Annotated in this window: 21 protein-coding genes; 14 read left to right on the plus strand and 7 right to left on the minus strand. The window is 67.2% G+C overall.

Going from position 1 to position 21,634, the window contains the following annotated elements:
- Positions 1-76 precede the first annotated feature (76 nt).
- Positions 77-1,132, minus strand: coding sequence for a glycerate kinase (locus tag ACGFK1_RS15730; RefSeq protein WP_393430565.1), 1,056 nt, complete (start codon positions 1,130-1,132; stop codon positions 77-79).
- A 23-nt stretch (positions 1,133-1,155) separates the two neighbouring features.
- On the opposite strand from ACGFK1_RS15730, the gene ACGFK1_RS15735 reads away from it, so the two are divergent.
- Genes ACGFK1_RS15735 through ACGFK1_RS15755 form a run of 5 tightly spaced genes read left to right on the plus strand, consistent with a single transcriptional unit; the run spans position 1,156 to position 5,137 of the window.
- Positions 1,156-1,821 carry a DUF3043 domain-containing protein gene (locus ACGFK1_RS15735; protein WP_393430568.1) on the plus strand — a complete coding sequence of 222 codons (666 nt, stop codon included), beginning with the start codon at positions 1,156-1,158 and terminating at the stop codon, positions 1,819-1,821.
- Positions 1,821-2,369: a bifunctional adenosylcobinamide kinase/adenosylcobinamide-phosphate guanylyltransferase gene (locus tag ACGFK1_RS15740; protein WP_393430571.1), complete on the plus strand. Its 549-nt coding sequence runs from the start codon at positions 1,821-1,823 to the stop codon at positions 2,367-2,369. The genes ACGFK1_RS15735 and ACGFK1_RS15740 overlap by 1 nt, the downstream gene beginning before the upstream one ends.
- Positions 2,366-3,403, plus strand: a complete 1,038-nt coding sequence (cobT, locus tag ACGFK1_RS15745; protein ID WP_393430574.1) for a nicotinate-nucleotide--dimethylbenzimidazole phosphoribosyltransferase — start codon at positions 2,366-2,368, stop codon at positions 3,401-3,403. The genes ACGFK1_RS15740 and cobT overlap by 4 nt, the downstream gene beginning before the upstream one ends.
- On the plus strand, positions 3,400-4,134 hold the full coding sequence (locus ACGFK1_RS15750; protein ID WP_393430577.1) for an adenosylcobinamide-GDP ribazoletransferase: 735 nt from the start codon (positions 3,400-3,402) through the stop codon (positions 4,132-4,134). Before cobT ends, ACGFK1_RS15750 begins: the two co-directional genes overlap by 4 nt.
- Before the next feature lie 19 nt (positions 4,135-4,153).
- A complete protein-coding gene (locus tag ACGFK1_RS15755; protein WP_393430580.1) occupies positions 4,154-5,137 on the plus strand; it encodes a DUF1254 domain-containing protein in 984 nt (327 codons plus the stop codon).
- On the opposite strand, the gene ACGFK1_RS15760 is transcribed toward ACGFK1_RS15755, so the two are convergent.
- Positions 5,134-6,240: a branched-chain amino acid aminotransferase gene (locus ACGFK1_RS15760; protein ID WP_393430583.1), complete on the minus strand. Its 1,107-nt coding sequence runs from the start codon at positions 6,238-6,240 to the stop codon at positions 5,134-5,136. The two genes, ACGFK1_RS15755 and ACGFK1_RS15760, sit on opposite strands and share 4 nt — an antisense overlap.
- A gap of 22 nt (positions 6,241-6,262) precedes the next feature.
- A complete protein-coding gene (gcvT, locus tag ACGFK1_RS15765) occupies positions 6,263-7,366 on the minus strand; it encodes a glycine cleavage system aminomethyltransferase GcvT (protein ID WP_393430586.1) in 1,104 nt (367 codons plus the stop codon).
- A 46-nt stretch (positions 7,367-7,412) separates the two neighbouring features.
- Between gcvT and ACGFK1_RS15770 the strand changes: the two genes are divergently transcribed.
- Together ACGFK1_RS15770 and ACGFK1_RS15775 are read left to right on the plus strand one after the other, a co-directional pair.
- Complete coding sequence (locus ACGFK1_RS15770) at positions 7,413-8,498, plus strand: adenylate/guanylate cyclase domain-containing protein (protein WP_393430589.1); 1,086 nt, start codon at positions 7,413-7,415, stop codon at positions 8,496-8,498.
- Positions 8,499-8,516: 18 nt separating this feature from the next.
- Positions 8,517-10,043 (plus strand): leucyl aminopeptidase, encoded by a 1,527-nt coding sequence (locus ACGFK1_RS15775; protein WP_393430592.1) that lies wholly within the window; start codon positions 8,517-8,519, stop codon positions 10,041-10,043.
- Positions 10,044-10,072: 29 nt separating this feature from the next.
- Here ACGFK1_RS15775 and ACGFK1_RS15780 read toward each other — a convergent pair whose 3' ends face one another.
- The 3 genes from ACGFK1_RS15780 to ACGFK1_RS15790 all read right to left on the minus strand — a co-directional run bounded on the left by ACGFK1_RS15780 (position 10,073) and on the right by ACGFK1_RS15790 (position 13,504).
- Positions 10,073-11,110 carry an FAD-dependent oxidoreductase gene (locus tag ACGFK1_RS15780; protein ID WP_393430594.1) on the minus strand — a complete coding sequence of 346 codons (1,038 nt, stop codon included), beginning with the start codon at positions 11,108-11,110 and terminating at the stop codon, positions 10,073-10,075.
- 77 nt (positions 11,111-11,187) lie between these two features.
- Positions 11,188-12,954: an SDR family oxidoreductase gene (locus tag ACGFK1_RS15785; protein ID WP_393430597.1), complete on the minus strand. Its 1,767-nt coding sequence runs from the start codon at positions 12,952-12,954 to the stop codon at positions 11,188-11,190.
- A gap of 196 nt (positions 12,955-13,150) precedes the next feature.
- A complete protein-coding gene (locus tag ACGFK1_RS15790; RefSeq protein WP_393430600.1) occupies positions 13,151-13,504 on the minus strand; it encodes an oxidoreductase in 354 nt (117 codons plus the stop codon).
- Between the two features lie 139 nt (positions 13,505-13,643).
- Between ACGFK1_RS15790 and sucB the strand changes: the two genes are divergently transcribed.
- Genes sucB through ACGFK1_RS15815 form a run of 5 tightly spaced genes read left to right on the plus strand, consistent with a single transcriptional unit; the run spans position 13,644 to position 18,777 of the window.
- The gene (gene sucB, locus ACGFK1_RS15795) at positions 13,644-15,458 is read left to right on the plus strand and encodes a 2-oxoglutarate dehydrogenase, E2 component, dihydrolipoamide succinyltransferase (protein WP_393430603.1); all 1,815 of its coding nucleotides are present in this window, start codon (positions 13,644-13,646) and stop codon (positions 15,456-15,458) included.
- 6 nt (positions 15,459-15,464) lie between these two features.
- Entirely contained in the window at positions 15,465-16,376 is a 912-nt protein-coding gene (locus ACGFK1_RS15800; protein ID WP_393430606.1) for a TIGR01777 family oxidoreductase, read from the plus strand.
- A 10-nt stretch (positions 16,377-16,386) separates the two neighbouring features.
- Positions 16,387-17,061, plus strand: a complete 675-nt coding sequence (gene lipB, locus ACGFK1_RS15805) for a lipoyl(octanoyl) transferase LipB (protein ID WP_393430608.1) — start codon at positions 16,387-16,389, stop codon at positions 17,059-17,061.
- The gene (gene lipA / locus ACGFK1_RS15810; protein WP_393430611.1) at positions 17,061-18,020 is read left to right on the plus strand and encodes a lipoyl synthase; all 960 of its coding nucleotides are present in this window, start codon (positions 17,061-17,063) and stop codon (positions 18,018-18,020) included. Before lipB ends, lipA begins: the two co-directional genes overlap by 1 nt.
- 4 nt (positions 18,021-18,024) lie before the next feature.
- Complete coding sequence (locus ACGFK1_RS15815) at positions 18,025-18,777, plus strand: DUF4191 domain-containing protein (protein WP_393430614.1); 753 nt, start codon at positions 18,025-18,027, stop codon at positions 18,775-18,777.
- Here the strand turns inward: ACGFK1_RS15815 and ACGFK1_RS15820 are convergent, their stop codons facing one another.
- Entirely contained in the window at positions 18,778-19,251 is a 474-nt protein-coding gene (locus ACGFK1_RS15820; protein WP_393430617.1) for an RDD family protein, read from the minus strand.
- A 159-nt stretch (positions 19,252-19,410) separates the two neighbouring features.
- On the opposite strand from ACGFK1_RS15820, the gene glnA reads away from it, so the two are divergent.
- A complete protein-coding gene (gene glnA, locus ACGFK1_RS15825; protein WP_393430620.1) occupies positions 19,411-20,847 on the plus strand; it encodes a type I glutamate--ammonia ligase in 1,437 nt (478 codons plus the stop codon).
- A gap of 306 nt (positions 20,848-21,153) precedes the next feature.
- Positions 21,154-21,588: a DoxX family protein gene (locus tag ACGFK1_RS15830; protein WP_393430623.1), complete on the plus strand. Its 435-nt coding sequence runs from the start codon at positions 21,154-21,156 to the stop codon at positions 21,586-21,588.
- Positions 21,589-21,634 lie beyond the last annotated feature (46 nt).

Raw genomic sequence — 21,634 nt, forward strand, 5'->3', positions numbered from 1 at the left:
CTCCCCTGTACATGATCGTGGGTAGACCGTTGGGTCCACACCATCAACGGTACCTTGTTCTGCCGCTATTCCCGAGTTATCCCCAGGTCGTCGCGGTGACCTCGGCCAGGCCTTCGAGCTGGTTGGCCGCGTCCTTGATAGCCAGGTCAACGGAACCCGCGTGGTCGGCGACGGAGAACGCCGCCGCGACGCCGGCATTGGTCAACGCGGCCTTGTCAAGCCTCACCTGTCCGGCGAGCACCAGCACCGGAACGCCGTGCGACCGCGCACCCGCGGCGAGCGCACTGACCACTTTGCCGTGCAGCGACTGGTCGTCGAACCGACCCTCGCCGGTGATCACCAGCTGGGCCGCGGCGACATCGTCGGCCAACCCGGTGTGCTCGGCGATCACCGCGGCGCCCGACTCCCTGCTGCCGCCCAGTGCCAGCAGCCCGGCTCCGATGCCCCCCGCCGCGCCCGCACCGGGCTCCTCGCTGACCGGCCGCCCGGCCGCGGCGTTCAGGTCCACCGCCCAGTCGCTCAGTCGCCGCTCGAGCACCCGCACGGTGTCGGGGTCGGCGCCCTTCTGCGGCCCGAACACGGCGGCGGCGCCCATCGGCCCCAGCAGCGGGTGCTCGACGTCGGTGGCGGCGATCAGTTCGATGTCGGCCAGCAGCTCGCGGGCTCGACTCAACCCGCCGAGTTCCTCGATCATCGCCCGGCCACCGTCGGTGCAACTGCTCCCGCCGAGGCCGACGACGATGTGCCCTACGCCGGCCGCCACCGCCGCCGCGATCAGCTGACCGACGCCGCGGCTGTGCGCGGCCAGCGCGGTCCGCACAGTCGGCGGCCCTGGCAGGAGCGCCAGCCCGCACGCCTGCGCACACTCGATGTAGGCCGTCCGCGGCGGCGCCGGGTCGAGCACCCACTGCGCGGACACCTCTTCAGTCAGCGGGCCGCTGACCCGCAGCGTGTTCACCTCGCCGAACCGGCTGGCCAGTACGCCGACGAAGCCGGGGCCGCCGTCGGACTGCGGGGCCAGGGTGAGTTCGTCGTCGGGGCGGCCGCGACGCCACCCACGAGCGATGGCCTCGGCGGCCTGCACCGCCGTCAGGCTGTCGCCGAAGGAGTCGGGGGCGATCAACACCTGCACCACGGCAGACTAATCTGGCACCCGTGAAGCTGCTTGGCCGCAAGAAGGACAACTCGGACTCGGACAAGGTGGCCGACGAGGCCGCATCCGAAGCCGAGGCCGCCTCGCAGCGCGCGGGCACCACAGCTCCGAAGGGCAAGCCGACTCCGAAGCGCAGCCAGGGTAGGCGTGGCCCGGTGGCACCCGCGCCGATGACCGCGGCAGAGGCGCGCCGCCGCCGCAAGGAGTCGGGCGCGAAACTCACCCGCGAGGAGAAGAAGGCGGCAAGCGCTGCTCGCCGCGCCGACACGGCCGAGCGCCGCGAAAAGATGATGGCCGGCGAGGACGCGTACCTGCTGCCGCGCGACAAGGGGCCGGTGCGTCGCTACGTCCGCGACATCGTCGACTCGCGCCGCAACGTGCTGGGGCTGTTCATGCCTGCCGCGCTTGGCCTGATAGTCATCATGCTGGCGGTGCCGTCGGTGCAGGTTCAGCGGCTGCTGTCGCCCGCCATGCTGGTGCTGGTGTTGATCATGGTGATCGACGGCTTCCTCGTGGGCCGCAGGGTCAACAAGCTGGTCGACGCGAAATTCCCGGACCACACCGAAAGCGGTTGGAAACTCGGCTTTTACGCTGCCAGCCGCGCCTCACAGATGCGCCGGATGCGCGCCCCGCGGCCGCAGGTCAACCGCGGCGACAGTGTCTCTTGATGCCGACTGACCGCCCCACGCGCACGCTGGTGCTCGGGGGTATCAGGTCGGGTAAGTCGCAGTGGGCGGAGTCGGCGATCGCCGAATCGGCGGACGCCGACCAGGTGCGCTATGTGGCCACCGGCGCACACCTCGATGACGACGCCGACTGGTCGGCCCGCATCGAAACCCATCGCACCCGCAGGCCGTCGCACTGGAAGACGGTCGAAACTACTGACCTCTCAACACAATTGCGTTCCGCTATCGCGACACCGACGTTGGTGGACGACATCGGCGGCTGGCTGGCCGCGACGATGGATCGCCGCGACGCCTGGACAACGGGATCCGTCGACGACGACGTCGCCGACCTGGTCGACGCGGTCCAGACGTACCCATCGCTGCTGACGCTCATCAGTCCCGAGGTAGGCCTTTCCGTGGTGCCGCCGACCGTGGCGGGCCGACGGTTCGCCGACGAGTTGGGCGCATTGAACCAGCGGTTGGGCCACGTGTGCGATCGCGTGGTGCTGGTGATCGCAGGCCAACCGCTGACTGTGAAGGCGGCGTCGTGACCGAATTCGACATCACCGCGCCAGATCCGGACGCGGCCGCGGCGGCGCGCGCCCGTCAAGACCGGTTGACCAAGCCTGCAGGCTCGCTGGGCCGACTCGAAGACCTCTCGGTGTGGGTGGCCGCCTGCCAGGGCAGGTGCCCACCTCGGCAGTTCCAACGCGCGCGAGTGGTGGTGTTCGCGGGCGACCACGGCGTGACCTCCGCGGGCGTGTCGGCATATCCACCGGAGGTCACCGCGCAGATGGTGGCCAATTTCGCCGCGGGCGGCGCCGCCATCAACGTGCTCGCCGAGACGGCGGGCGCAACTGTGCGGGTGGTCGACATCGCGGTGGACGCCGACGAACCGCACTCGCCGTCGATCGGTGCGCACAAGGTACGACGTGGCAGCGGCAACATCGCGGTCGAGGACGCGCTCAGCCGCGAAGAGACGGTCGCCGCGATCGACGCGGGCCGCGGCATCGCCGACGAGGAGGTGGACTCCGGTGCGGATCTGCTGATCGCGGGTGACATGGGTATCGGAAACACAACGGCGGCAACCACTTTGATAGCGGCGCTGACCAAATCCGAGCCCGTTGCCGTGGTGGGTAGGGGCACCGGCATCGACGACGCGGGCTGGGCACGCAAGACGGCCGCAGTTCGTGACGCGCTGTACCGCGCTCGCGGATTGTCCGCGAGCGCGGTTGAGTTGCTTCGGGTCTGCGGTGGCGCCGACTTCGCAGCGATGGCCGGGTTCTGCGCGCAGGCCGCGGTCCGCCGCACGCCGGTGCTGCTCGACGGCGTGGTGGTGACCGCGGCCGCACTGGTAGCCGATGTGATGGCCCCCGGTGCACGACAGTGGTGGCAGGCCGGGCACCGGTCGACCGAACCGGCGCACTCACTCGCGCTGCAACACCTCGGACTTGAACCGATCGTCGATATGCGGATGCGGCTAGGCGAAGGCACCGGCGCCGCGGTCGCGCTGCCCATCGTGCGGGCCGCGGTCGCCGCGCTGGCGTCGATGGCGACGTTCGACGAGGCTGGCGTCAGCACGTGATCCGCTCGGTCACAGGCGCATTGGCGTTTGCGACTGTCCTGCCCGTCGGCAGCTCGGCCGGCGTCGGCCGCGGGGTCATCACTGCGCTGCCCCTCGTCGGGCTGGCGCTCGGCGGGTTGGCAGGCGCGACTGTGTGGGCGTCGTCGATCACCTTCGGCTCGGGTAACCCTCTCGGCGGTGCGCTCGCGGTCGCGGTGCTGCTGATCGTCACCCGCGGTCTGCACATCGACGGGCTATCCGACACCGCCGACGCACTGGGCTGTTACGGGCCGCCCGAACGCGCGCTCGCTGTGATGCGCGACGGTTCGGTAGGGCCGTTCGGAGTGGCCGCCGCGGTGGTGGCGATTCTGCTGCAGGCACTGGCTTTCACCGGCCTCAGCGTCGTCGCGGTGATGGTTGCCGTGACAGCGGGCCGGGTGGCCGCGGTGGCGGCGTGCAGACGCTCCGTGCCCGCCGCGCAAGGCAGTTCGCTGGGTGCCCGCGCCGCCGCGACCCAACCCGCCGCTGTGGTGCTGCTCTGGGTGGGCGCGCTCGCAGCGCTGGCCGTGTTCGCCGATCCTCGCCGTTGGCAAGGCCCCTTGGTCGTCGTCGTCGTCGCGCTGGGCTGCGCGGTGGCACTCGTTGCGCATTGCGTCCGGCGGTTCGGCGGGATCACAGGCGACGTGCTCGGCGCGGCAATCGAGGTGACGACCACGGTCGCGGCTGTCGGATTGGCCGCCTGCGCCGGCTAGCGCCGGGTAGTGTCCTGCCGTGAGCACGTTGTCGGTAGACGGCACCGGCGAGCAGCAGTTCGTCATCGTCGGGCCGGGTGACCCCGGCGATGTGCCGGAAGGCCTGCCGGTGCTCAAAGCTCCGACTCCGTACGTGTGGGTGATCGGCCGGACACAGACGAATGGGCCTGACGACTACGCCGCCGTCAACAAGGTTCAGGACGGCCTGCACCTGGCTCCCCTTCGCGAAAGCCCCTCGCATTCCGTCGATCCCGAGGTGGACACGACCACCGAGCCGTTGCGGATCGTGAACGGGATGGCCGCGCTGGACTATCTGACGTACGCCGCCCAACTGCTGGCGGTCAATCCACCGCATGCGACCGACTACGCGATTCTCGCGCGTCTGCGTCACCTCGGGATCGAGCCGGGCGCGCCGTTCGACGCCAGCCGTTTCGACGCCGGACAGCAGGCGCAGATACAGGCGGGCAAGGACGACGCACTCCAGGCTCTGTTGGCCGCGGCGCCCGCGCTCGCGCCGAGTGTCAATGGCTGGATGACGATGACCGACACCATCGGGGTGTACGGAAATGCGTACCTGCGGCGGGCTGCCGTGGCTTTGGTGGGCCTCGGCGCGAACCAACCCGAGGACGCGGTGTACCCGCTGCTGACTGCCGACGCCGATGGCCAGCCCCTGACCGGACAGCATCGCTACGTCCTTCACTTCGAGGCCGATGAGCTGCCGCCGGCGTATGCGTTCTGGTCGGTGACGATGTACGACGCCGAGGGTTATCAGGCGGCCAATGAGCTGAACCGATTCGCCATCGGGGATCGCGACCGGCTGACCTACAACGCCGACGGTTCGCTGGATCTTCATCTGCAGCACGACAACCCAGGGCCGGACCGCCAATCGAACTGGTTGCCTGCGCCCTTGGGCCCGTTGGGGGTGACCATGCGACTCTACGCACCGAAGCGTGAAGTCCTCGTCGGGCAGTGGCACCCGCCTGCGGTCCGCAAGATCAGCTAGGAGAGCCGGGCCATCCAGCCGTGCGTGTCGGCGAACGTGCCGCGCTGGATCCCGGTCAACGTGTCGCGCAGCGCCATCGTGATCTCCCCCGGTCCGCCGTCGGCGATGGTGAATTCGCCGTCACCGTACTTGACCTTTGCGACCGGGGTGATCACCGCCGCCGTGCCGCATGCGAACACCTCGGTGATCTCGCCTGCGGCCACCTTCTTCTGCCACTCGTCGACGTCGATCTTGCGTTCCTCGACCGCGAATCCAGCGTCAGTTGCCAACTGCAGCAACGCGTCTCGCGTCACGCCCGGCAGAATGGAGCCGCTCAGCTCCGGGGTGACAAGCCGGGCGGTGCCGCCGCTGCCGAACACGAAGAACAGGTTCATCCCGCCCATCTCTTCGACGAAGCGGCGCTCGGCGGCATCGAGCCACACCACCTGATCGCAGTCGTTCTCGATGGCCTGCGCCTGGGCCAACAGCGATGCGGCGTAGTTGCCGCCGAACTTGGCTGCGCCCGTGCCGCCGGGGCAGGCACGCACATACTCCGTCGACAGCCAGACGCTGACCGGCTTGATGCCGCCCTTGAAGTAAGCACCCGCGGGCGAGGCGATCACCATGTAGCGGTATTCGTTCGCAGGCCGCACGCCAAGGCCCGGTTCGGTGGCGAACACGTACGGCCGCAGATACAGCGACTCCTCACCGCCCGGGGGTGGCACCCACGGCTCGTCGACGGCGATCAGCTGCCGCAGCGACTCGATGAACACCTCTTCTGGCAGCTCGGGGATGGCCAGCCTGCGCGCCGACGAACGCAGCCGCCTGGCATTGGCCTCCGGCCGGAACGACACGATCGAACCGTCCGCCCAGCGGTACGCCTTGAGCCCTTCGAAGATCTCCTGCGCGTAGTGCAGCACGATTGCCGACGGGTCCAACTCGATCGGCCCGTACGGGATCACCCTGGCGTCGTGCCAGCCCTTCCCCTGCGCCCAGTCGATCGAAACCATGTGGTCGGTGTGGAACTGGCCGAACGGTGGATCGTTCAGGATGGAGGCGCGTACCGCCTCGGTCACCGGATTAGCGTTGCGCTCTACGGTGAATTCGAGGGGGCCGTCAGTCATGCAGCGATTGTATATCCGCTAGCTAGCGGGTTTTTGCCGCGATGAACGGCGGCTTGACGACCTCACATTCCAGGCCGCGGCCGCGAACGTCGACCGACACGTGCTGGCCGTCGGCAACGGCCGTGCCCTTTACGTCAGTGTCGATCAGCGCCAGCGCGATGCCGACTTTCAGACCGGGAGAAAAGGTTCCCGACGTCGTGACGCCGATTTGCTTGTCGCCGTCGAGCACAGCGAGGTCAGGGCGCAGGACGCCGCGGCCGACGGCCCGCAGTCCGCGAAGCACCCGCTTGGGACCGGCCTGCTTTTCAGCCAGCAGCGCGTCGCGACCCCAGAACGCGTCTTTTTTCCACCCGATCGCCCATCCGCAACCTGCCTGCAGCGGCGAGATCTCCAAAGACAACTCGTGGCCGTGCAGCGGATAGCCCATCTCGGTGCGCAGCGTGTCGCGCGCGCCAAGCCCGGCCAGTTCGCCGCCTGCTGCGCCGACCGCGTCGACGAGTGCGTCGAAGACCGCTTGCGAGGTGTCCCACGGGGGCAACAACTCGTATCCGTGCTCACCGGTGTAGCCGGTCCGGCACACACGCACGGGTACACCGCCGAAGTCGGCGTCGGCGAAACCCATGTAATCCATCTCGGTCGGCAGTCCCAGCGCGCCGAGAACGTCGGTCGACTTCGGGCCCTGCACGGCCAGCACGGCATACGAGCGGTGTTCGTCGGTGACCGTCACGCCCTCGGGCGCACGCTCGCCAAGGGCTGCCACCACGGCAGGCGTGTTGGCCGCATTGGGTACCAGGAAGATCTCGTCGTCGGAGACGTAGTAGGCGATCAAGTCATCGATCACGCCGCCGACATCGGTGCAGCACAACGTGTATTGCGCCTTACCCGGCCCGATGCGGCGCAGGTCGTTGGTGAGCGCGGAGTTGACGAATTCGGCCGCCCCGGGCCCGCGCACCAGCGCCTTGCCCAAGTGACTCACGTCGAACAGACCCACCGTGGTGCGCGTCGCGGTGTGCTCGCTGACCGTGCCCGCGTAGGACACCGGCATCAGCCAGCCGGAGAATTCCGCGAAACTCGCGCCGAGTTGCCGATGACGTTCCTCGAGGGGGCCGTGCTGAACTTCGCTCACGCCGATCCACCCTAGTGTGGGTGTCCGTGCTGGCAGACTCCGGAGTGTGGTCGATTTCGACGCGCTCGAAGCTGCCGGAATCGCCAATGCCCGGCAGCGGGCCGGCCTGATCGAGTATCTCGACGGCCTCGGGTTCACAACCGAGGACATGGTGGAGGCCGAGCGCCGCGGCCGTCTGTTCGGCCTCGCCGGTGATGCGCTGCAGTGGTCCGGTCGTCCGATTCACAGCCTGCATAGCGCTGCCGCGGCGCTCGGCGTGCCCGACGACGAGCTGGCGCACGCGTGGGAGGCGCTCGGCCTGAGGGTCGCCGACCCCGAGGTGCCGCTGCTGAGTCAGGCCGACATCGACGGATTAGCGGCGTGGGCCACGCTGAGAAAGGTGGCGGGTGAGGATGCCGCGCTCAATTTTCTGCGGGTGCTCGGGGCCTCGATGGCCCGCCTCGCCGAAGCCAGCGGATCGATGATTCGGGTTGCGCAGCCCGACCTGATGATGACGCACACCCAGGACGAGCTCACCACGGCGCTGGCCTACCGGTCGGTCGCGGCGCTCGTGCCCGGCCTCACCACACTGATGGATTCGGTGTTCCGCCACCAAATTACAAGTGCCCGAACCTATTTCGAGGGCGTGATCAGCGACGCCTCGGCAAACGTCACATGCGGCGTCGGGTTCGCCGACCTATCCGGATTCACCGCGCTGACCCAGCAGCTCACCCCGGTCGAGTTGTCCGACCTTCTGGTCGAGTTCGGCGGCGCCGTCAGCGACGTCGTACACGCCGACGGCGGACGCGTGGTGAAGTTCATCGACGACGAGGTGATGTGGGTGACCGCCAGACCTGAGTTGCTGGCCAAGGTCGCGCTCGACCTCGTCGAGTACCCGCGGGCACGCGAGGCTGGCCTGCAGGTACGCGCGGGGCTCGGCTACGGCTCGGTGCTGGCTCTGGGCGGCGACTACTTCGGCACGCCGGTCAACCTCGCGGCACGCCTGGTGGCGGCCGCAGCGCCCGGCCAGATCCTGGTGTCGAGCGATGTCCGTGACGAGCTGCCGGATTGGCCGGCGGTCGCTCAGGATCCGTTGGTGCTCAAGGGGTTCGACGAGCCGGTGACGGCCTACGACCTGCACCTCAGCCGCTGAGGACTAGGGTATGGGCTCGTGAGCTCCGCACATGCTGGATACCAGGCCCCCACTGTCACCGTCGCCTCGTCGCTGCCCGATCGCGCGAAAGGCTCGACAGTGCTGATCGTGCCCGTCGTCAGCGGCGAGGACGACGACGCGACCGCTTCAGTGGTCGGCAATTCGTTCCTCGACGCCGAGGCGACCGGTGAGATCGACGTGGCGCTGAGCGCGCTCGGCGCGAAGGGGGGCACCGACCAGGTCACCCGGGTGGTCGCGCCGTCGCTACCGGTGACCAGTGTTCTCGCCGTCGGGCTCGGCAAGGATCGCGACGACTGGCCCGCGGAGGTGATCCGTCGTGCGGCCGGGGTAGCCGCCCGCTCGCTGAACGGCACGGAGTCCGTCATCACCACACTGTCGGACCTCGACCTGAGCGCAACGATCGAAGGCCTGATCCTCGGCGCCTACCGGTTCACCGACTTCCGCAGCGCCAAGACCGCGCCGAAGGACGCGGGCCTGCGGGAGATCACGGTGCTGGCGGCCGACACGAAGGCCACGACGAAGACCGCCGCTGAACGCGCAACGGCGATCGCGACCGCGGTGGCCACCGCCCGCGATCTGGTCAACACCCCGCCTAGTCACCTGTTTCCCGCCGAATTCGCCGAGCGTGCAAAGGCTTTGGGTGAGTCTGCGGGCCTCGAGGTGGAGGTGCTCGATGACAAGGCCTTGGCGAAGGGCGGCTACGGCGGGGTGGTCGGCGTCGGCAAGGGCTCGTCGCGTCCGCCGCGATTGGTGCGACTGGCTCACCGCGGCGCGAAGGGCAAGAACGCCAAGACGGTGGCACTGGTCGGCAAGGGCATCACATTCGACACCGGTGGCATCTCGATCAAGCCCGCGGCCAACATGCACCAGATGACCTCCGACATGGGCGGCGCCGCCGCGGTGATCGCCACCGTGGTGCTGGCCGCCAAACAGCAATTGCCGATCGACGTGATCGCCACCGTGCCGATGGCCGAGAACATGCCGTCGGCCACCGCGCAGCGTCCCGGCGACGTGCTCACCCAGTACGGCGGCATCACCGTCGAGGTGCTCAACACCGACGCCGAGGGCCGGTTGATCCTGGCCGACGCGATCGTGCGGGCGTGCGAGGACAACCCGGACTACCTGATCGAGACGTCGACACTGACCGGAGCGCAGACGGTGGCACTCGGCGCGCGCACTCCCGGCGTGATGGGCAGCGATCAATTCCGTGACCGCGTGGCCGAACTGTCCCAACAGGTCGGCGAGAATGGCTGGCCGATGCCGCTGCCGGAGGAGTTGAAGGACGACCTGAAGTCCACCGTGGCCGACCTGGCCAACGTCAGCGGGTCACGCTATGCCGGCATGCTCGTCGCTGGCACATACCTGCGCGAGTTCGTGGCCGAGGGCGTGCAGTGGGCGCACATCGACATCGCAGGCCCCGCATACAACACCGGTGGGCCGTGGGGTTACACCGGCAAGGGCGGCACCGGGGTGCCGACGCGCACGATGTTCGCGGTCCTGGAGGACATAGCCGCGAGCGGCTAAAACGGCTCGAGCGGCTGAGAAGGCCTAACCTAGGCCCCGTACCGCATCCACAGCGGAAGCACTGTGTCGAGGTACTGCATGAACTTGTACAGACCCACCCGGTGTTCGGTCAGCCCCAACGGGTTCGTGTGGGATTCCGGGAACGCGATGCCGAAACCGAACAGCCCTGGCGCAATGATCCCGTTGGTCGGGTCGTAGTCGATCCTCTGCCACTGCGGAGTACGCGGGAGGCGCCTGCGCTCGAAGCCGATCGTGTACACCACGTGGTCGCACTGGGCAAGGCGCTCCTCGAAGTCCGGGCTGGAAATCGGGACACGATCGAGCCGGTCGGGATACACGCCGTCGATGTTCGTTTTCGCCCAGCGCGCAGCTTCGCCCTTGAGGCCGATGTCGTCGTACAGCGTCCAGTCTCCAACGGCCACAGCGAACCTCAGCGGACTCCGATAGAAGTTCACTACTCGTTCGACGGGCTGGTCCAGGAGGTGAGGTAGGGCGATCATCGTCGAGTGGGACGACCCGAAGACGGCAACGGTGGCGCCATCCAACGACTGTTTCGCCAGCTTCTCCGGGTCGAGGACGACGTCAAGCGGAACCTCGGTCAAGCCTGGATAGTCCAGTTTCCGCGGAGTCGCTCCGACCGCGAGGATCACCCGTTCGGAGGTGATGGCGCCCTCACCGGTTTCGATCGTCCACTGACTGTGGTGCAACTGGAGGTCAGTTGCCGTGGTGCGCATCGTCACCACTCGGCGACGTAGCCGCTCGGAGATCCAGACAAGGGGCTCGGCCACCAAGTCCAGCAGACACGTCTCGTCGGGTTCGACGTCTGTCAGCTTGAATGGCGGTGCGCCACGGAAACCGAATGACGGTGATGCGTTCAGATACGCCATGAACAATGACGCGACGGTGTTGCTGTGGACCGCTCGCCACTTTCCGCCCAGATCGCCTGCGGCGAAGTCCGGGTCGATCCAGGCAATCTCGGTCGGTTCGACGCCATGATCGAGCAATCTGCCCACCGCGATGATGCCCGCGGGTCCGGCGCCGACCACCGTCCATCTGTAAGTCGCCATTTTTCCAGCGTCGCACCGCAGGTCGCCGACGTCTGCCCTGCTGCCGCGCATACGGCATTGCGGCTAGCTGCAATCTTCTACGTCACGCTTGCCCGCGCGGAACTGCGCATCACCTGTGGCAGCAGGTGTGCGACCCCGTAGACCAGGTACGCCTCGGGCGCGACGGGCCGGATCGGCTTGTTCTTCTTGACCGCCGACACGATCGCCTTGGCCACCTTGTCGGGCCCGTATCGGCGTGCGGCGAAGGCCTTCTCGAGTTGTGCGCGCCGCGCCTCCACCTTGGCCCGCTTCGCGGCGGGCACATCGAATCGGGTGGTGTGCACGATGTTCGTGTCGATCACACCTGGGCACACCGTGGTCAACCCGACCCCTGCCTGATCCAGTTCAGCGCGCAGGCAGTCACCGAACATGAACACGGCGGCCTTGCTGGTGGAGTAGGCGTTCATCGACTGCTGCGGTGAATAGGCGGCCATCGACGAGATGTTGACGATGTGCCCGCCGCTGCCCCGGTCGACCAGGCGGCGACCAAATGACCTGCAGCAGTTGACCACTCCGCCGAAGTTGATGGCGAGCACCCGGTCGAACTCTTCGCGTGGGGTGTCGAGGAACAGTCCGGCGTGGCCGACACCGGCATTGTTCACCACGATGTCCGGCACGCCGTGTTCGGCGCAGACTCGCTCGGTGAACGCCTCGACGGCGTCGGCGTCCGCGACATCCAGGGTGTAGGCGTGGGCCACGCCACCGCGGGCGGTGATCTGCGCGGCGGTCTCCTTGACGGTGGCCTCGTCGATGTCGCTGATCACCAGTTCGGCGCCCTCGCGCGCGAACGCCATCGCGGTCGCCCGACCGATGCCGCTACCCGCGCCGGTCACGGAAACCAGTGTGTCACCGAAGTATTCGCGCGGGCGCCCGACCTGCGCACGCAGCAAGGCGCGGGTGGCGGGCTTACCGGAAAGGAAGTCGACGAACTCGGCCACCGACGCCGCGAGCACCTGCGGGTGCGACATCGGCGACCAGTGGCCGGCCCTGATGTCGCGGCGCCACAGTCGCGGAACCCACGTGTGCAGGTCGTCATAGACGTAGGGCCTGACGAACGGGTCTCTTGTGTTGACGATGACCTGCACCGGGACATCGACATAGTGGTCGGTTCTGCCGGCCGTCACGCTGCGGAAGTAGTTGGCGCCGTAGACCTTCAAGCTGTTGACCGCGTCCTTCTTGTAGGTGTCGGCGTGATGCAGTTTGTCGGGTGGAATTCCGTCACGCAGAACAAGCAGCTGCCGCAAACCGTCGGCGATGAACCCGCGGACGGCAAGCCGGCCCACCACCGGGATGGAGAATAGCCCCATATAGGCGAACGACAGGAATTGGCTCAGTGCTCGCACAAACCGCCGCGGCCGATACGGGCGCAACAGGCTGCCGATGATGAACTGGCTCAGGTGAGCTGGGCTGGGGCCGGATACCGAGGTGTAGGAAGCCACGTGATCGCTTGCGCCAGCGCGGGAGAGGTACTCCCACATAGCCGCCGATCCCCAGTCGTGCGCCAGCACGTGCACCGGTTGACCAGGCGCAAGCGCGTCGATCACCGCGGCGAAGTCGTCCGCGTAACTGGTCAATCTGTACGCTGAAACCGCTTTGGGCACAGAAGATTTCCCAACGCCGCGGTTGTCGTAGCGGATGATGCGGAAGCGGTCGGCCAGCAGTGGCACGATGCCGTTCCACAGCACATGCGAGTCAGGCCAACCGTGCACGAGCACAAGCGTCGGACCATCGGCTTTGCCGTCTTCGTACACGGCGATGCGTATCCCGTCGGTGCTGTCGACGAACCGCTCGATTGTCTGGTCCATGGCACCTCCGCAAGAGTTAGTGGGACCGCTGGTACCGTATCAGGGCAGTCTCTTCGCGCAAGCGCTCATCAGGGCCGTCTCTTCTTCGCGCAAGCGCTCATCAGGGTTGTCTCTTCTTCGCGCAAGCGCTCATCAGGGTTGTCTCTTCTTCGCGCAAGCGCTCATCAGGGTTGTCTCTTCTTCGCGCAAGCGCTCATCAGCCCTCCAGCTCTTCGCGAAGCGCCCGCTCCCGTTCGATCCGCCTGCGGGCGTCGGAATCTCGCATCCGCTGCGGATAGCCCACCTTCTGCACGTCGTAGACGGGAATGCGTAGCCGTTCGCTCAACCGGCGAGCCCCCGCGTCGCCTCCCGCTCTGCGGCGGGTCCACTCTCCGTCGGCAGCGACCAGGACAACGGTGACGTCGGTGACCGTGGTTCTGGGCTCGACGAAAGCCTCGACGCCGGTGTGTTCCGCCACCCACGTTTGCAGGTAACGCAGGTCCGCGGCGGGATCAGTACCGGCCGCACTGCGCGCTTGACGACCACGCTGAAACCGCTCGAACAGTCCCACCTGGACTCGGCTCCTTCTCTCTCACCACCATCGATAGTGCCAGAGCGTGGAGTCCGCAGGTCCGAGGCGAACAGAGCATCAAGACGTGACAGGATGGGAACCGACATTCGAGCCGGTACGACGAGGAGTCGAAAACACTATGGCCATCTCTGTTCAGATGCCCGCACTCGGTGAGAGCGTCACCGAGGGCACGGTCACCCGCTGGCTGAAGCAAGAGGGCGACACGGTCGAACAAGATGAGCCCTTACTCGAGGTTTCCACGGACAAGGTCGACACCGAGATCCCCTCGCCTGCCGCAGGCGTGCTGACCAAGATCATCGCGCAGGAAGACGACACCGTCGAGGTCGGCGGAGACCTGGCCCTGATCGGTGACGCAGGCGAGTCCGACGGCCAAGCCCAGGCCCCGGCCGCCGAGGAGGAGAAGCCGGCCGAGGAGGAGAAGCCGGCCGAAGAGGAGAAGCCGGCCGAAGAGCCTGCCGCGCAACCGAAGCCTGCGGCCGAGAAGCAGGAGGCCCCGGCGCCGGAGCCTGAGCCGGCCAAACCCGCCGCGCAGTCATCTGGCGGCGGCCAGGCCACGTCGGTGAAGATGCCCGAGCTCGGCGAGTCGGTGACCGAGGGCACTGTGACGCGGTGGCTCAAGAAGGTCGGCGACTCGGTCGAGGTCGATGAGCCGTTGGTCGAGGTGTCCACCGACAAGGTCGACACCGAGATCCCGTCGCCGGTGGCGGGCACTCTGCTGTCCATCACCGCCGAGGAGGACGACGTGGTGGCCGTCGGTGGCGAGCTGGCGAAAGTCGGCGAGGCCGGCGCTGAGGCCGCCGAAGCCCCAGAACCTAAACCCGAGCCCAAGCCGGAGCCGAAACCGGAACCCAAGCCCGAACCGGCCGCCGAGGCCAAGCCCGAACCGAAGCCGGAACCCAAGGCCGAGCCCAAGCCGGAACCGAAACCCGAACCCAAGCCCGAACCGAAAGCGGAACCCAAGCCGGCCGCCGCGGAGGCGCCGTCAGAGGACAGCTCTCCGTACGTCACCCCGCTGGTGCGAAAGCTGGCCGCGGAGAACAACATTGACCTCGCCACGATCAAGGGCACCGGTGTCGGCGGACGGATCCGCAAGCAGGATGTGCTCGCGGCAGCTGAAGCCAAGAAGGCACCTGCCCCAGAACCCGCGGCAGCACCTGCGCCTGCGACCGCCAAGCCGGCAGCCGCCGCACCGTCGCCTGCGATGGCGCACCTTCGCGGAACCACCCAGAAAGCCAACCGGATCCGGCAGCTCACGGCGAAGAAGACTCGCGAATCACTGCAGGCCACAGCGCAATTGACGCAAACCCACGAGGTCGACATGACCAAGATCGTGGCGCTGCGAGCAAAAGCGAAAAGCGCCTTCGCCGAACGCGAAGGCGTGAACCTGACGTACCTGCCGTTCATCGCCCGCGCGGTGATCGACGCACTGAAGATCCACCCGAACGTCAACGCCAGCTACAACGAGGAAACCAAGGAGATCACCTATTACGACGCCGAGCACCTCGGTTTCGCAGTCGACACCGACCAGGGCCTGCTGTCCCCGGTGATCCACAACGCGGGTGATCTGTCGCTTGGCGGGCTGGCCCGAGCCATCGCGGACATCGCGGCGCGGGCCCGGTCCGGCAACCTCAAACCCGACGAACTGTCCGGCGGGACTTTCACGATCACCAACATCGGCAGCCAGGGCGCACTGTTCGACACCCCGATCCTGGTGCCGCCGCAGGCGGCGATGCTGGGCACCGGAGCGATCGTCAAGCGGCCGCGGGTGATCTCCGACGAATACGGAAACGAGTCGATCGGCGTGCGGTCGGTGTGCTATCTGCCGCTGACCTACGACCACCGACTTATCGACGGGGCCGACGCCGGTCGCTTCCTCACCACGATCAAGCGCCGCCTCGAAGAGGGCGCCTTCGAGGCCGATCTTGGGCTGTAGACAGCCGTGACCAACGCCGTCATCGCGATCGCGGGGTCCTCAGGACTGATCGGGTCGGCTTTGGTGTACGCGCTGCGTGCCACCGACCGCAGAGTGTTGCGGATCGTGCGGCGCGCACCGTCGAATGCCGACGAGGTGTTCTGGAATCCCGACACCGGTGAATTCGACCCGAGCACGCTGACCGGGGTCGACGCGGTGGTCAACCTGTGCGGCGTCAACATCGGCCAGAAGCGATGGTCGGGTGCGTTCAAGCAGAGCCTGCGCGACAGCCGCATCGGGCCGACCGAGGTGCTCTCGGCCGCGGTGATCGAGGCCGGTGTTCCCACGCTGGTCAACGCCAGCGCCGTTGGCTACTACGGCAACACCAACAGCCACACCGTCGACGAAACAGCGCCTCCGGGAACCGGTTTCATGGCGCGGCTCTGTGAGGACTGGGAGGCGGCGACCGCATTCGCCGAACACGACGGCACCAGGGTGGTGCTGGCGCGCTCCGGGTTGGTGCTGGCGCCCGGCGGCGGGCTGTTGAGCCGGATCAAGCCGCTGTTCTCGCTGGGGCTCGGCGCGCGATTGGGTAACGGACGCCAATACATGCCATGGATCAGCATCGAGGACGAGGTGCGCGCGCTGCTGTTCGCCATCAACCACCACGAGCTGTCCGGCCCCGTCAACCTGACCGGACCGGCGCCCGTCACCAACGCCGAGTTCACCGCCGCGCTGGGCCGCGCCGTCAACCGGCCGACGCCGTTGATCGCGCCCGGGTTCGCGCTGCGCGCGGCGGTCGGCGAGTTCGCCGACGAAGGCCTGCTCGGCGGCCAGCGGGCGATCCCGGCGGTGCTGGAGCGCGCCGGCTTCGAGTTTCACCACAACACCATCGGTGAGGCGCTGGCGTTTGCGACGGCCAAGAACCGTGACGCGTAGCGTTGGGCCCATGGCGTCATCGATCCGGTCGGCGACAACACCGGTAGACGTGCGACGACTGAGCACCGTCGATTACCAAACGGCCTGGCAGCTGCAGCGCGATCTCGCCGAGGCCAGGGTGGCCGGCGGCCCCGACGCGCTGCTGCTGCTGCAGCATCCGTCGGTGTACACCGCGGGTAAGCGCACGTTGCCCGGTGAGAGGCCGGGCACACCCGACGTCGCCGTCATCGAGACCGACCGCGGAGGCAAGATCACCTGGCACGGGCCAGGGCAACTGGTCGGCTACCCGATCATCGGCCTGAACGAGCCACTCGATGTGGTGAATTTCGTTCGGCGTCTTGAGGAATCGATCATCAAGGTGTGCGCGGGCCTCGGCCTTGAAACCGGCCGCGTCGAAGGCCGCTCCGGAGTTTGGGTGCCCGCCGATGTGCGCGGACCCGCACGCAAGATCGCCGCGATCGGCATCCGGGTTTCGCGCGCGACCACACTGCACGGGTTCGCACTGAACTGCGACTGCGATCTGTCGGCCTTCGACGCCATCGTGCCGTGCGGCATCTCGGACGCGGGCGTGACGTCGTTGACCGCCGAGTTGGGCCGCCGGGTGACGGTCGACGAGGTGCTGTCGCCGGTGGCCGACGCCGTGTGTGACGCGCTCGACGGTCGCCTGGTAGTAGCGTTGACGTAGTGACAGTCGCTCCTGGATCCAATGTCGCCGGCCATGCGGCTCCGGAAGGCCGCAAGCTGCTGCGTCTCGAGGTTCGCAATGCCGAGACGCCGATCGAGCGCAAACCTCCGTGGATCAAGACCCGCGCAAAGATGGGTCCGGAGTACAAGGAACTCAAGGCGCTGGTCAAACGCGAGGGCCTGCACACCGTGTGCGAGGAAGCCGGCTGCCCGAACATCTTCGAATGCTGGGAGGACCGTGAGGCCACCTTCCTGATCGGCGGTGAGCAGTGCACGCGTCGCTGCGACTTCTGCCAGATCGACACCGGTAAGCCCGCCGCCCTGGACCGCGACGAACCGCGCCGGGTCGCCGAGAGTGTGGCTGCCATGGGGCTGCGGTATTCCACCGTCACCGGCGTCGCGCGCGATGATCTTCCCGACGGCGGCGCGTGGCTGTATGCCGAGACGGTGCGGGCGATCAAGACGCTGAACCCCAACACCGGCGTTGAGTTGCTGATCCCGGACTTCAACGGCGTGCCCGCGCAGTTGGAGGAGGTGTTCGCGGCTCGCCCAGAGGTGTTGGCGCACAACGTCGAAACCGTCCCGCGCATCTTCAAGCGGATCCGCCCGGCATTTCGCTACGAGCGCAGTCTCGCGGTGCTGACCGCGGCCCGCGACTACGGCCTGGTGACCAAGTCGAACCTGATCCTGGGCATGGGCGAGACGCCCGATGAGGTGCGCACCGCGCTCGTCGATCTGCATGCCGCCGGCTGCGACATCGTCACGATCACCCAGTATCTGCGGCCGTCGGTGCGCCACCACCCGGTGGAGCGGTGGGTCAAGCCCGAGGAATTCGTCGAACACGAACAGTTCGCCACCGGCCTCGGCTTCGCCGGAGTGCTCGCAGGTCCCCTGGTCCGCTCGTCGTATCGGGCAGGCAGGCTGTACGCGCAGGCGGTCGCGGCGCGGCCCGTATCCTGAACCAATGGCGAAATCGCGCAATCCCGAACAGGTCAAGGCCGCCAAGGCCGAGGCCAAGGCGGCCCGCAAGGCGGCCTCCAAGCAGCGGCGCAGCCAGTTGTGGCAGGCGTTCCAGATCCAGCGCAAAGAAGACAAGCGCCTGCTGCCGTACATGATCGGCGCCTTCGTGGTGATCGTCGGCGCCTCGGTGGCCTTCGGGGTCATGTCGGGCGGCTTGACCGGCTACATGATGATTCCGCTGGGCATCGTGCTCGGTGCGCTGGTCGCCTTCATCATCTTCGGTCGCCGCGCGCAGAAGTCGGTTTACCGCAAGGCCGAAGGGCAGACCGGCGCCGCGGCCTGGGCGCTGGAGAATCTGCGTGGCAAGTGGCGGGTTACCCCCGGCGTCGCCGCCACCGGCCATTTCGACGCGGTGCACCGGGTGATCGGGCGACCCGGGGTGATCTTCGTCGGGGAAGGGTCAGCGAACCGCGTCAAACCCCTGCTGGCCCAAGAGAAGAAGCGCACCGCTCGACTCATCGGCGACACACCGATCTACGACATCATGGTCGGCAACGGCGAGGACGAGGTGCCGCTGTCCAAGCTCGAACGTCATCTGACCAAGCTGCCCGCGAATATCACCGTCAAGCAGATGGACTCGCTCGAGTCACGGCTGGCCGCGCTGGGCACCAAGGCCGGGCCGGCGGCGATGCCCAAGGGCCCGCTGCCAACGCAGGCCAAGATGCGCAACGTGCAGCGCACCGTGCGCAGGCGCTGACTATCGCCGCACGACGGCGGTATTCGTCACCTTGTCCTGCAGTCCGCGCAAGTCGGCGTCGGTGATCAGCGGCGGGATGACGACTGCGATCAGCACTCCCCGAACCAGGGCCCGGCCGAATCCGACGTGCTGGCGATTGTCGACCGGCACCACCATCAAACCGAGCGCGTACTGGCCCGGGGTGAATCCGAACAGCCGCAGCGACACCGCGCCCAGCAGGAGCCATACGATCAGCACAGCGGTGGACAGCCCGGACATCGACACCAGCCCGAACGACATCGCCAGGGCGGCCAGCCCGTAGGCGATCAACCAGTCGACGAACAGCGCGGCGATTCGCCTGCCCATCCGGGCAAGGGACCTGGAGCCGGATTGCGGCAAACCGAGCCGCTGACCCGGATAGTCATTGGGTTCTCGGCCCTGGCTGCCCGGCTCCGAAGACGGACCCGACAGCCAGGACCCGATCTCGCGGGCCATACTGTCAGGATAGGCGGGGCCACTGTTAGGAGAAGCGGCCCCATCGGCCGCCGCTGCAGGCAAATTGCGTAACGTCCGCGCAACATGCGGTTGACGACCGCGCAACATCGTGTCCATAGCGTCAACCCGCGGGTTTACCAGAACTAAGGAGAGTACTCAGTGGCAGAAAAGACGCCCGACGACATCATCAAGCAGATCAAGGACGAGGACGTCCAGTACGTCGACATCCGGTTCTGCGACCTGCCCGGCGTCGTCCAGCACTTCTCGATTCCGGCTTCGGCGTTCGACGAGAGCGTGTTCGAGGACGGGCTGGCCTTCGACGGCTCGTCGGTGCGCGGCTTCCAGTCGATTCACGAGTCCGACATGATGCTGCTCCCCGACCCCGACACTGCACAGATCGACCCGTTCCGCGAAGCCAAGACGCTGAACCTCAACTTCTTCGTGCACGACCCGTTCACCCGCGAGGCCTACTCCCGCGACCCGCGCAACGTCGCCCGCAAGGCGGAGAACTACCTGGCGAGCACCGGCATCGCCGACACCGCCTACTTCGGCGCCGAGGCCGAGTTCTACATCTTCGATTCGGTGGCCTTCGACTCGCAGATGAACGGCACCTTCTACGAGATCGACTCGGAGTCGGGCTGGTGGAACACCGGCGAGCCCGTCGAGTCGGACGGCAGCGCCAACCGCGGTTACAAGGTTCGCCCTAAGGGCGGCTACTTCCCCGTGGCGCCCTACGACCACTACGTCGATCTGCGCGATGAAATGTGCACCAATCTGCAGAATGCTGGCTTCGTACTCGAGCGCGGTCACCACGAGGTGGGCACCGCGGGCCAGGCCGAGATCAACTACAAGTTCAACACGCTGCTGCACGCCGCCGATGACCTGCTGTTGTTCAAATACATCATCAAGAACACCGCGTGGCAGGCGGGCAAGACCGTGACCTTCATGCCGAAGCCGCTGTTCGGCGACAACGGTTCGGGGATGCACTGCCACCAGTCGCTGTGGAAGGACGGCAGCCCGCTGTTCCACGACGAGTCGGGCTACGCCGGCCTGTCCGACACCGCACGCCACTACATCGGCGGCATCCTGCACCACGCACCGTCGCTGCTGGCGTTCACCAACCCGACGGTGAACTCCTACAAGCGGCTGGTGCCCGGCTACGAGGCCCCGATCAACCTGGTGTACAGCCAGCGCAACCGCTCGGCCTGTGTGCGCATCCCGATCACGGGCAACAACCCGAAGGCCAAGCGCCTCGAGTTCCGTTGCCCGGACAGCTCGGGCAACCCGTACCTGGCGTTCGCGGCGATGATGATGGCCGGCCTCGACGGCATCAAGAAGAAGATCGAGCCGCAGGCGCCGGTCGACAAGGACCTCTACGAGCTGCCACCGGACGAGGCCGCCAGCATCCCGCAGGCGCCGACCTCGTTGTCCGCGGTCATCGACAAACTCGAGGGGGATCACGAATACCTCACCGAGGGCGGCGTTTTCACCGAGGACCTGATCGAGACCTGGATCTCCTACAAGCGCGAGAACGAGATCCTTCCGGTGCAGATTCGCCCTCACCCGTACGAGGTGGCGCTCTACTTCGATGTCTAAGTCGGCTCACCGACCCGACGTCTAAGCCGATTCGCTTGCAATGGCGAAGACACTCGCCACAAACCACGGTGCGACGTAGGGAAACGCCCGATTCCTCTTCGGCGGCTCTCCCCTTAACCTCATCTCTCGGGGGGAGCCGCGGGGGGGGGGGGGGGGGGGGGGGGGGGGGGGGGGGGGGGGGGGGGGGGGGGGGCGGCGCGGCCCCCCCCCCCCCCCCCCCCCCCCCCCCCCCCCCCACGTCCCGGCGTTGATGTGCACCGCGTCGAATCAAAACCAGCGTCGAGCCAAAACCGTAGTGTCGATCCCATGACCACCAGACTGGACTCACGGCTCACCTCGTACTCTCCTGCGGTACTGAGCCTGTTTCGCGTCGTGTTCGGATTCCTGTTCACGATGTTCGGCACATCGCATGTGTTCAATTGGCCAATTGCTTTCAATATCCCGACCGGAAGCTGGCCGGTGTGGTGGGCGGGGGTCATCGAAATCGTCACGGGGCTGCTCATCACGCTCGGGCTCTTCACCCGAGCAGCGGCGTTCATCGCCTCCGGCCACATGGCCGTCACATACTTCTGGCAGCATCAACCACACGCACTGTGGCCGATCGTGGGGCCGCAAATGGGTGGCAACGGCGGCCTACCCGCGATCCTGTTCTGCTTCGCGTTCTTTCTGTTGGTGTTCATCGGGCCCGGTAGGTATGCAGTGGACTCAATGCGCGCAGCCCGGCGAAATCAGCGAAGGTAGCAATCCTTCGACAGCTAACCAACGGCGATAATTATTAGCTGGTCAA

Source organism: Mycobacterium sp. NPDC048908, assembly GCF_043197955.1.
GTDB lineage: Bacteria > Actinomycetota > Actinomycetes > Mycobacteriales > Mycobacteriaceae > Mycobacterium.

Bases quoted from the DNA above. Each gene is read 5' to 3' on its own strand.
- ACGFK1_RS15740 (WP_393430571.1), top strand. From the start codon at position 1,821: ATGCCGACTGACCGCCCCACGCGCACGCTGGTGCTCGGGGGTATCAGG.
- ACGFK1_RS15760 (WP_393430583.1), bottom strand. From the start codon at position 6,240: ATGACTGACGGCCCCCTCGAATTCACCGTAGAGCGCAACGCTAATCCG.
- ACGFK1_RS15780 (WP_393430594.1), bottom strand. From the start codon at position 11,110: ATGGCGACTTACAGATGGACGGTGGTCGGCGCCGGACCCGCGGGCATC.
- ACGFK1_RS15785 (WP_393430597.1), bottom strand. From the start codon at position 12,954: ATGGACCAGACAATCGAGCGGTTCGTCGACAGCACCGACGGGATACGC.
- sucB (WP_393430603.1), top strand. From the start codon at position 13,644: ATGGCCATCTCTGTTCAGATGCCCGCACTCGGTGAGAGCGTCACCGAG.
- lipB (WP_393430608.1), top strand. From the start codon at position 16,387: ATGGCGTCATCGATCCGGTCGGCGACAACACCGGTAGACGTGCGACGA.
- ACGFK1_RS15815 (WP_393430614.1), top strand. From the start codon at position 18,025: ATGGCGAAATCGCGCAATCCCGAACAGGTCAAGGCCGCCAAGGCCGAG.
- ACGFK1_RS15820 (WP_393430617.1), bottom strand. From the start codon at position 19,251: ATGGCCCGCGAGATCGGGTCCTGGCTGTCGGGTCCGTCTTCGGAGCCG.
- ACGFK1_RS15830 (WP_393430623.1), top strand. From the start codon at position 21,154: ATGACCACCAGACTGGACTCACGGCTCACCTCGTACTCTCCTGCGGTA.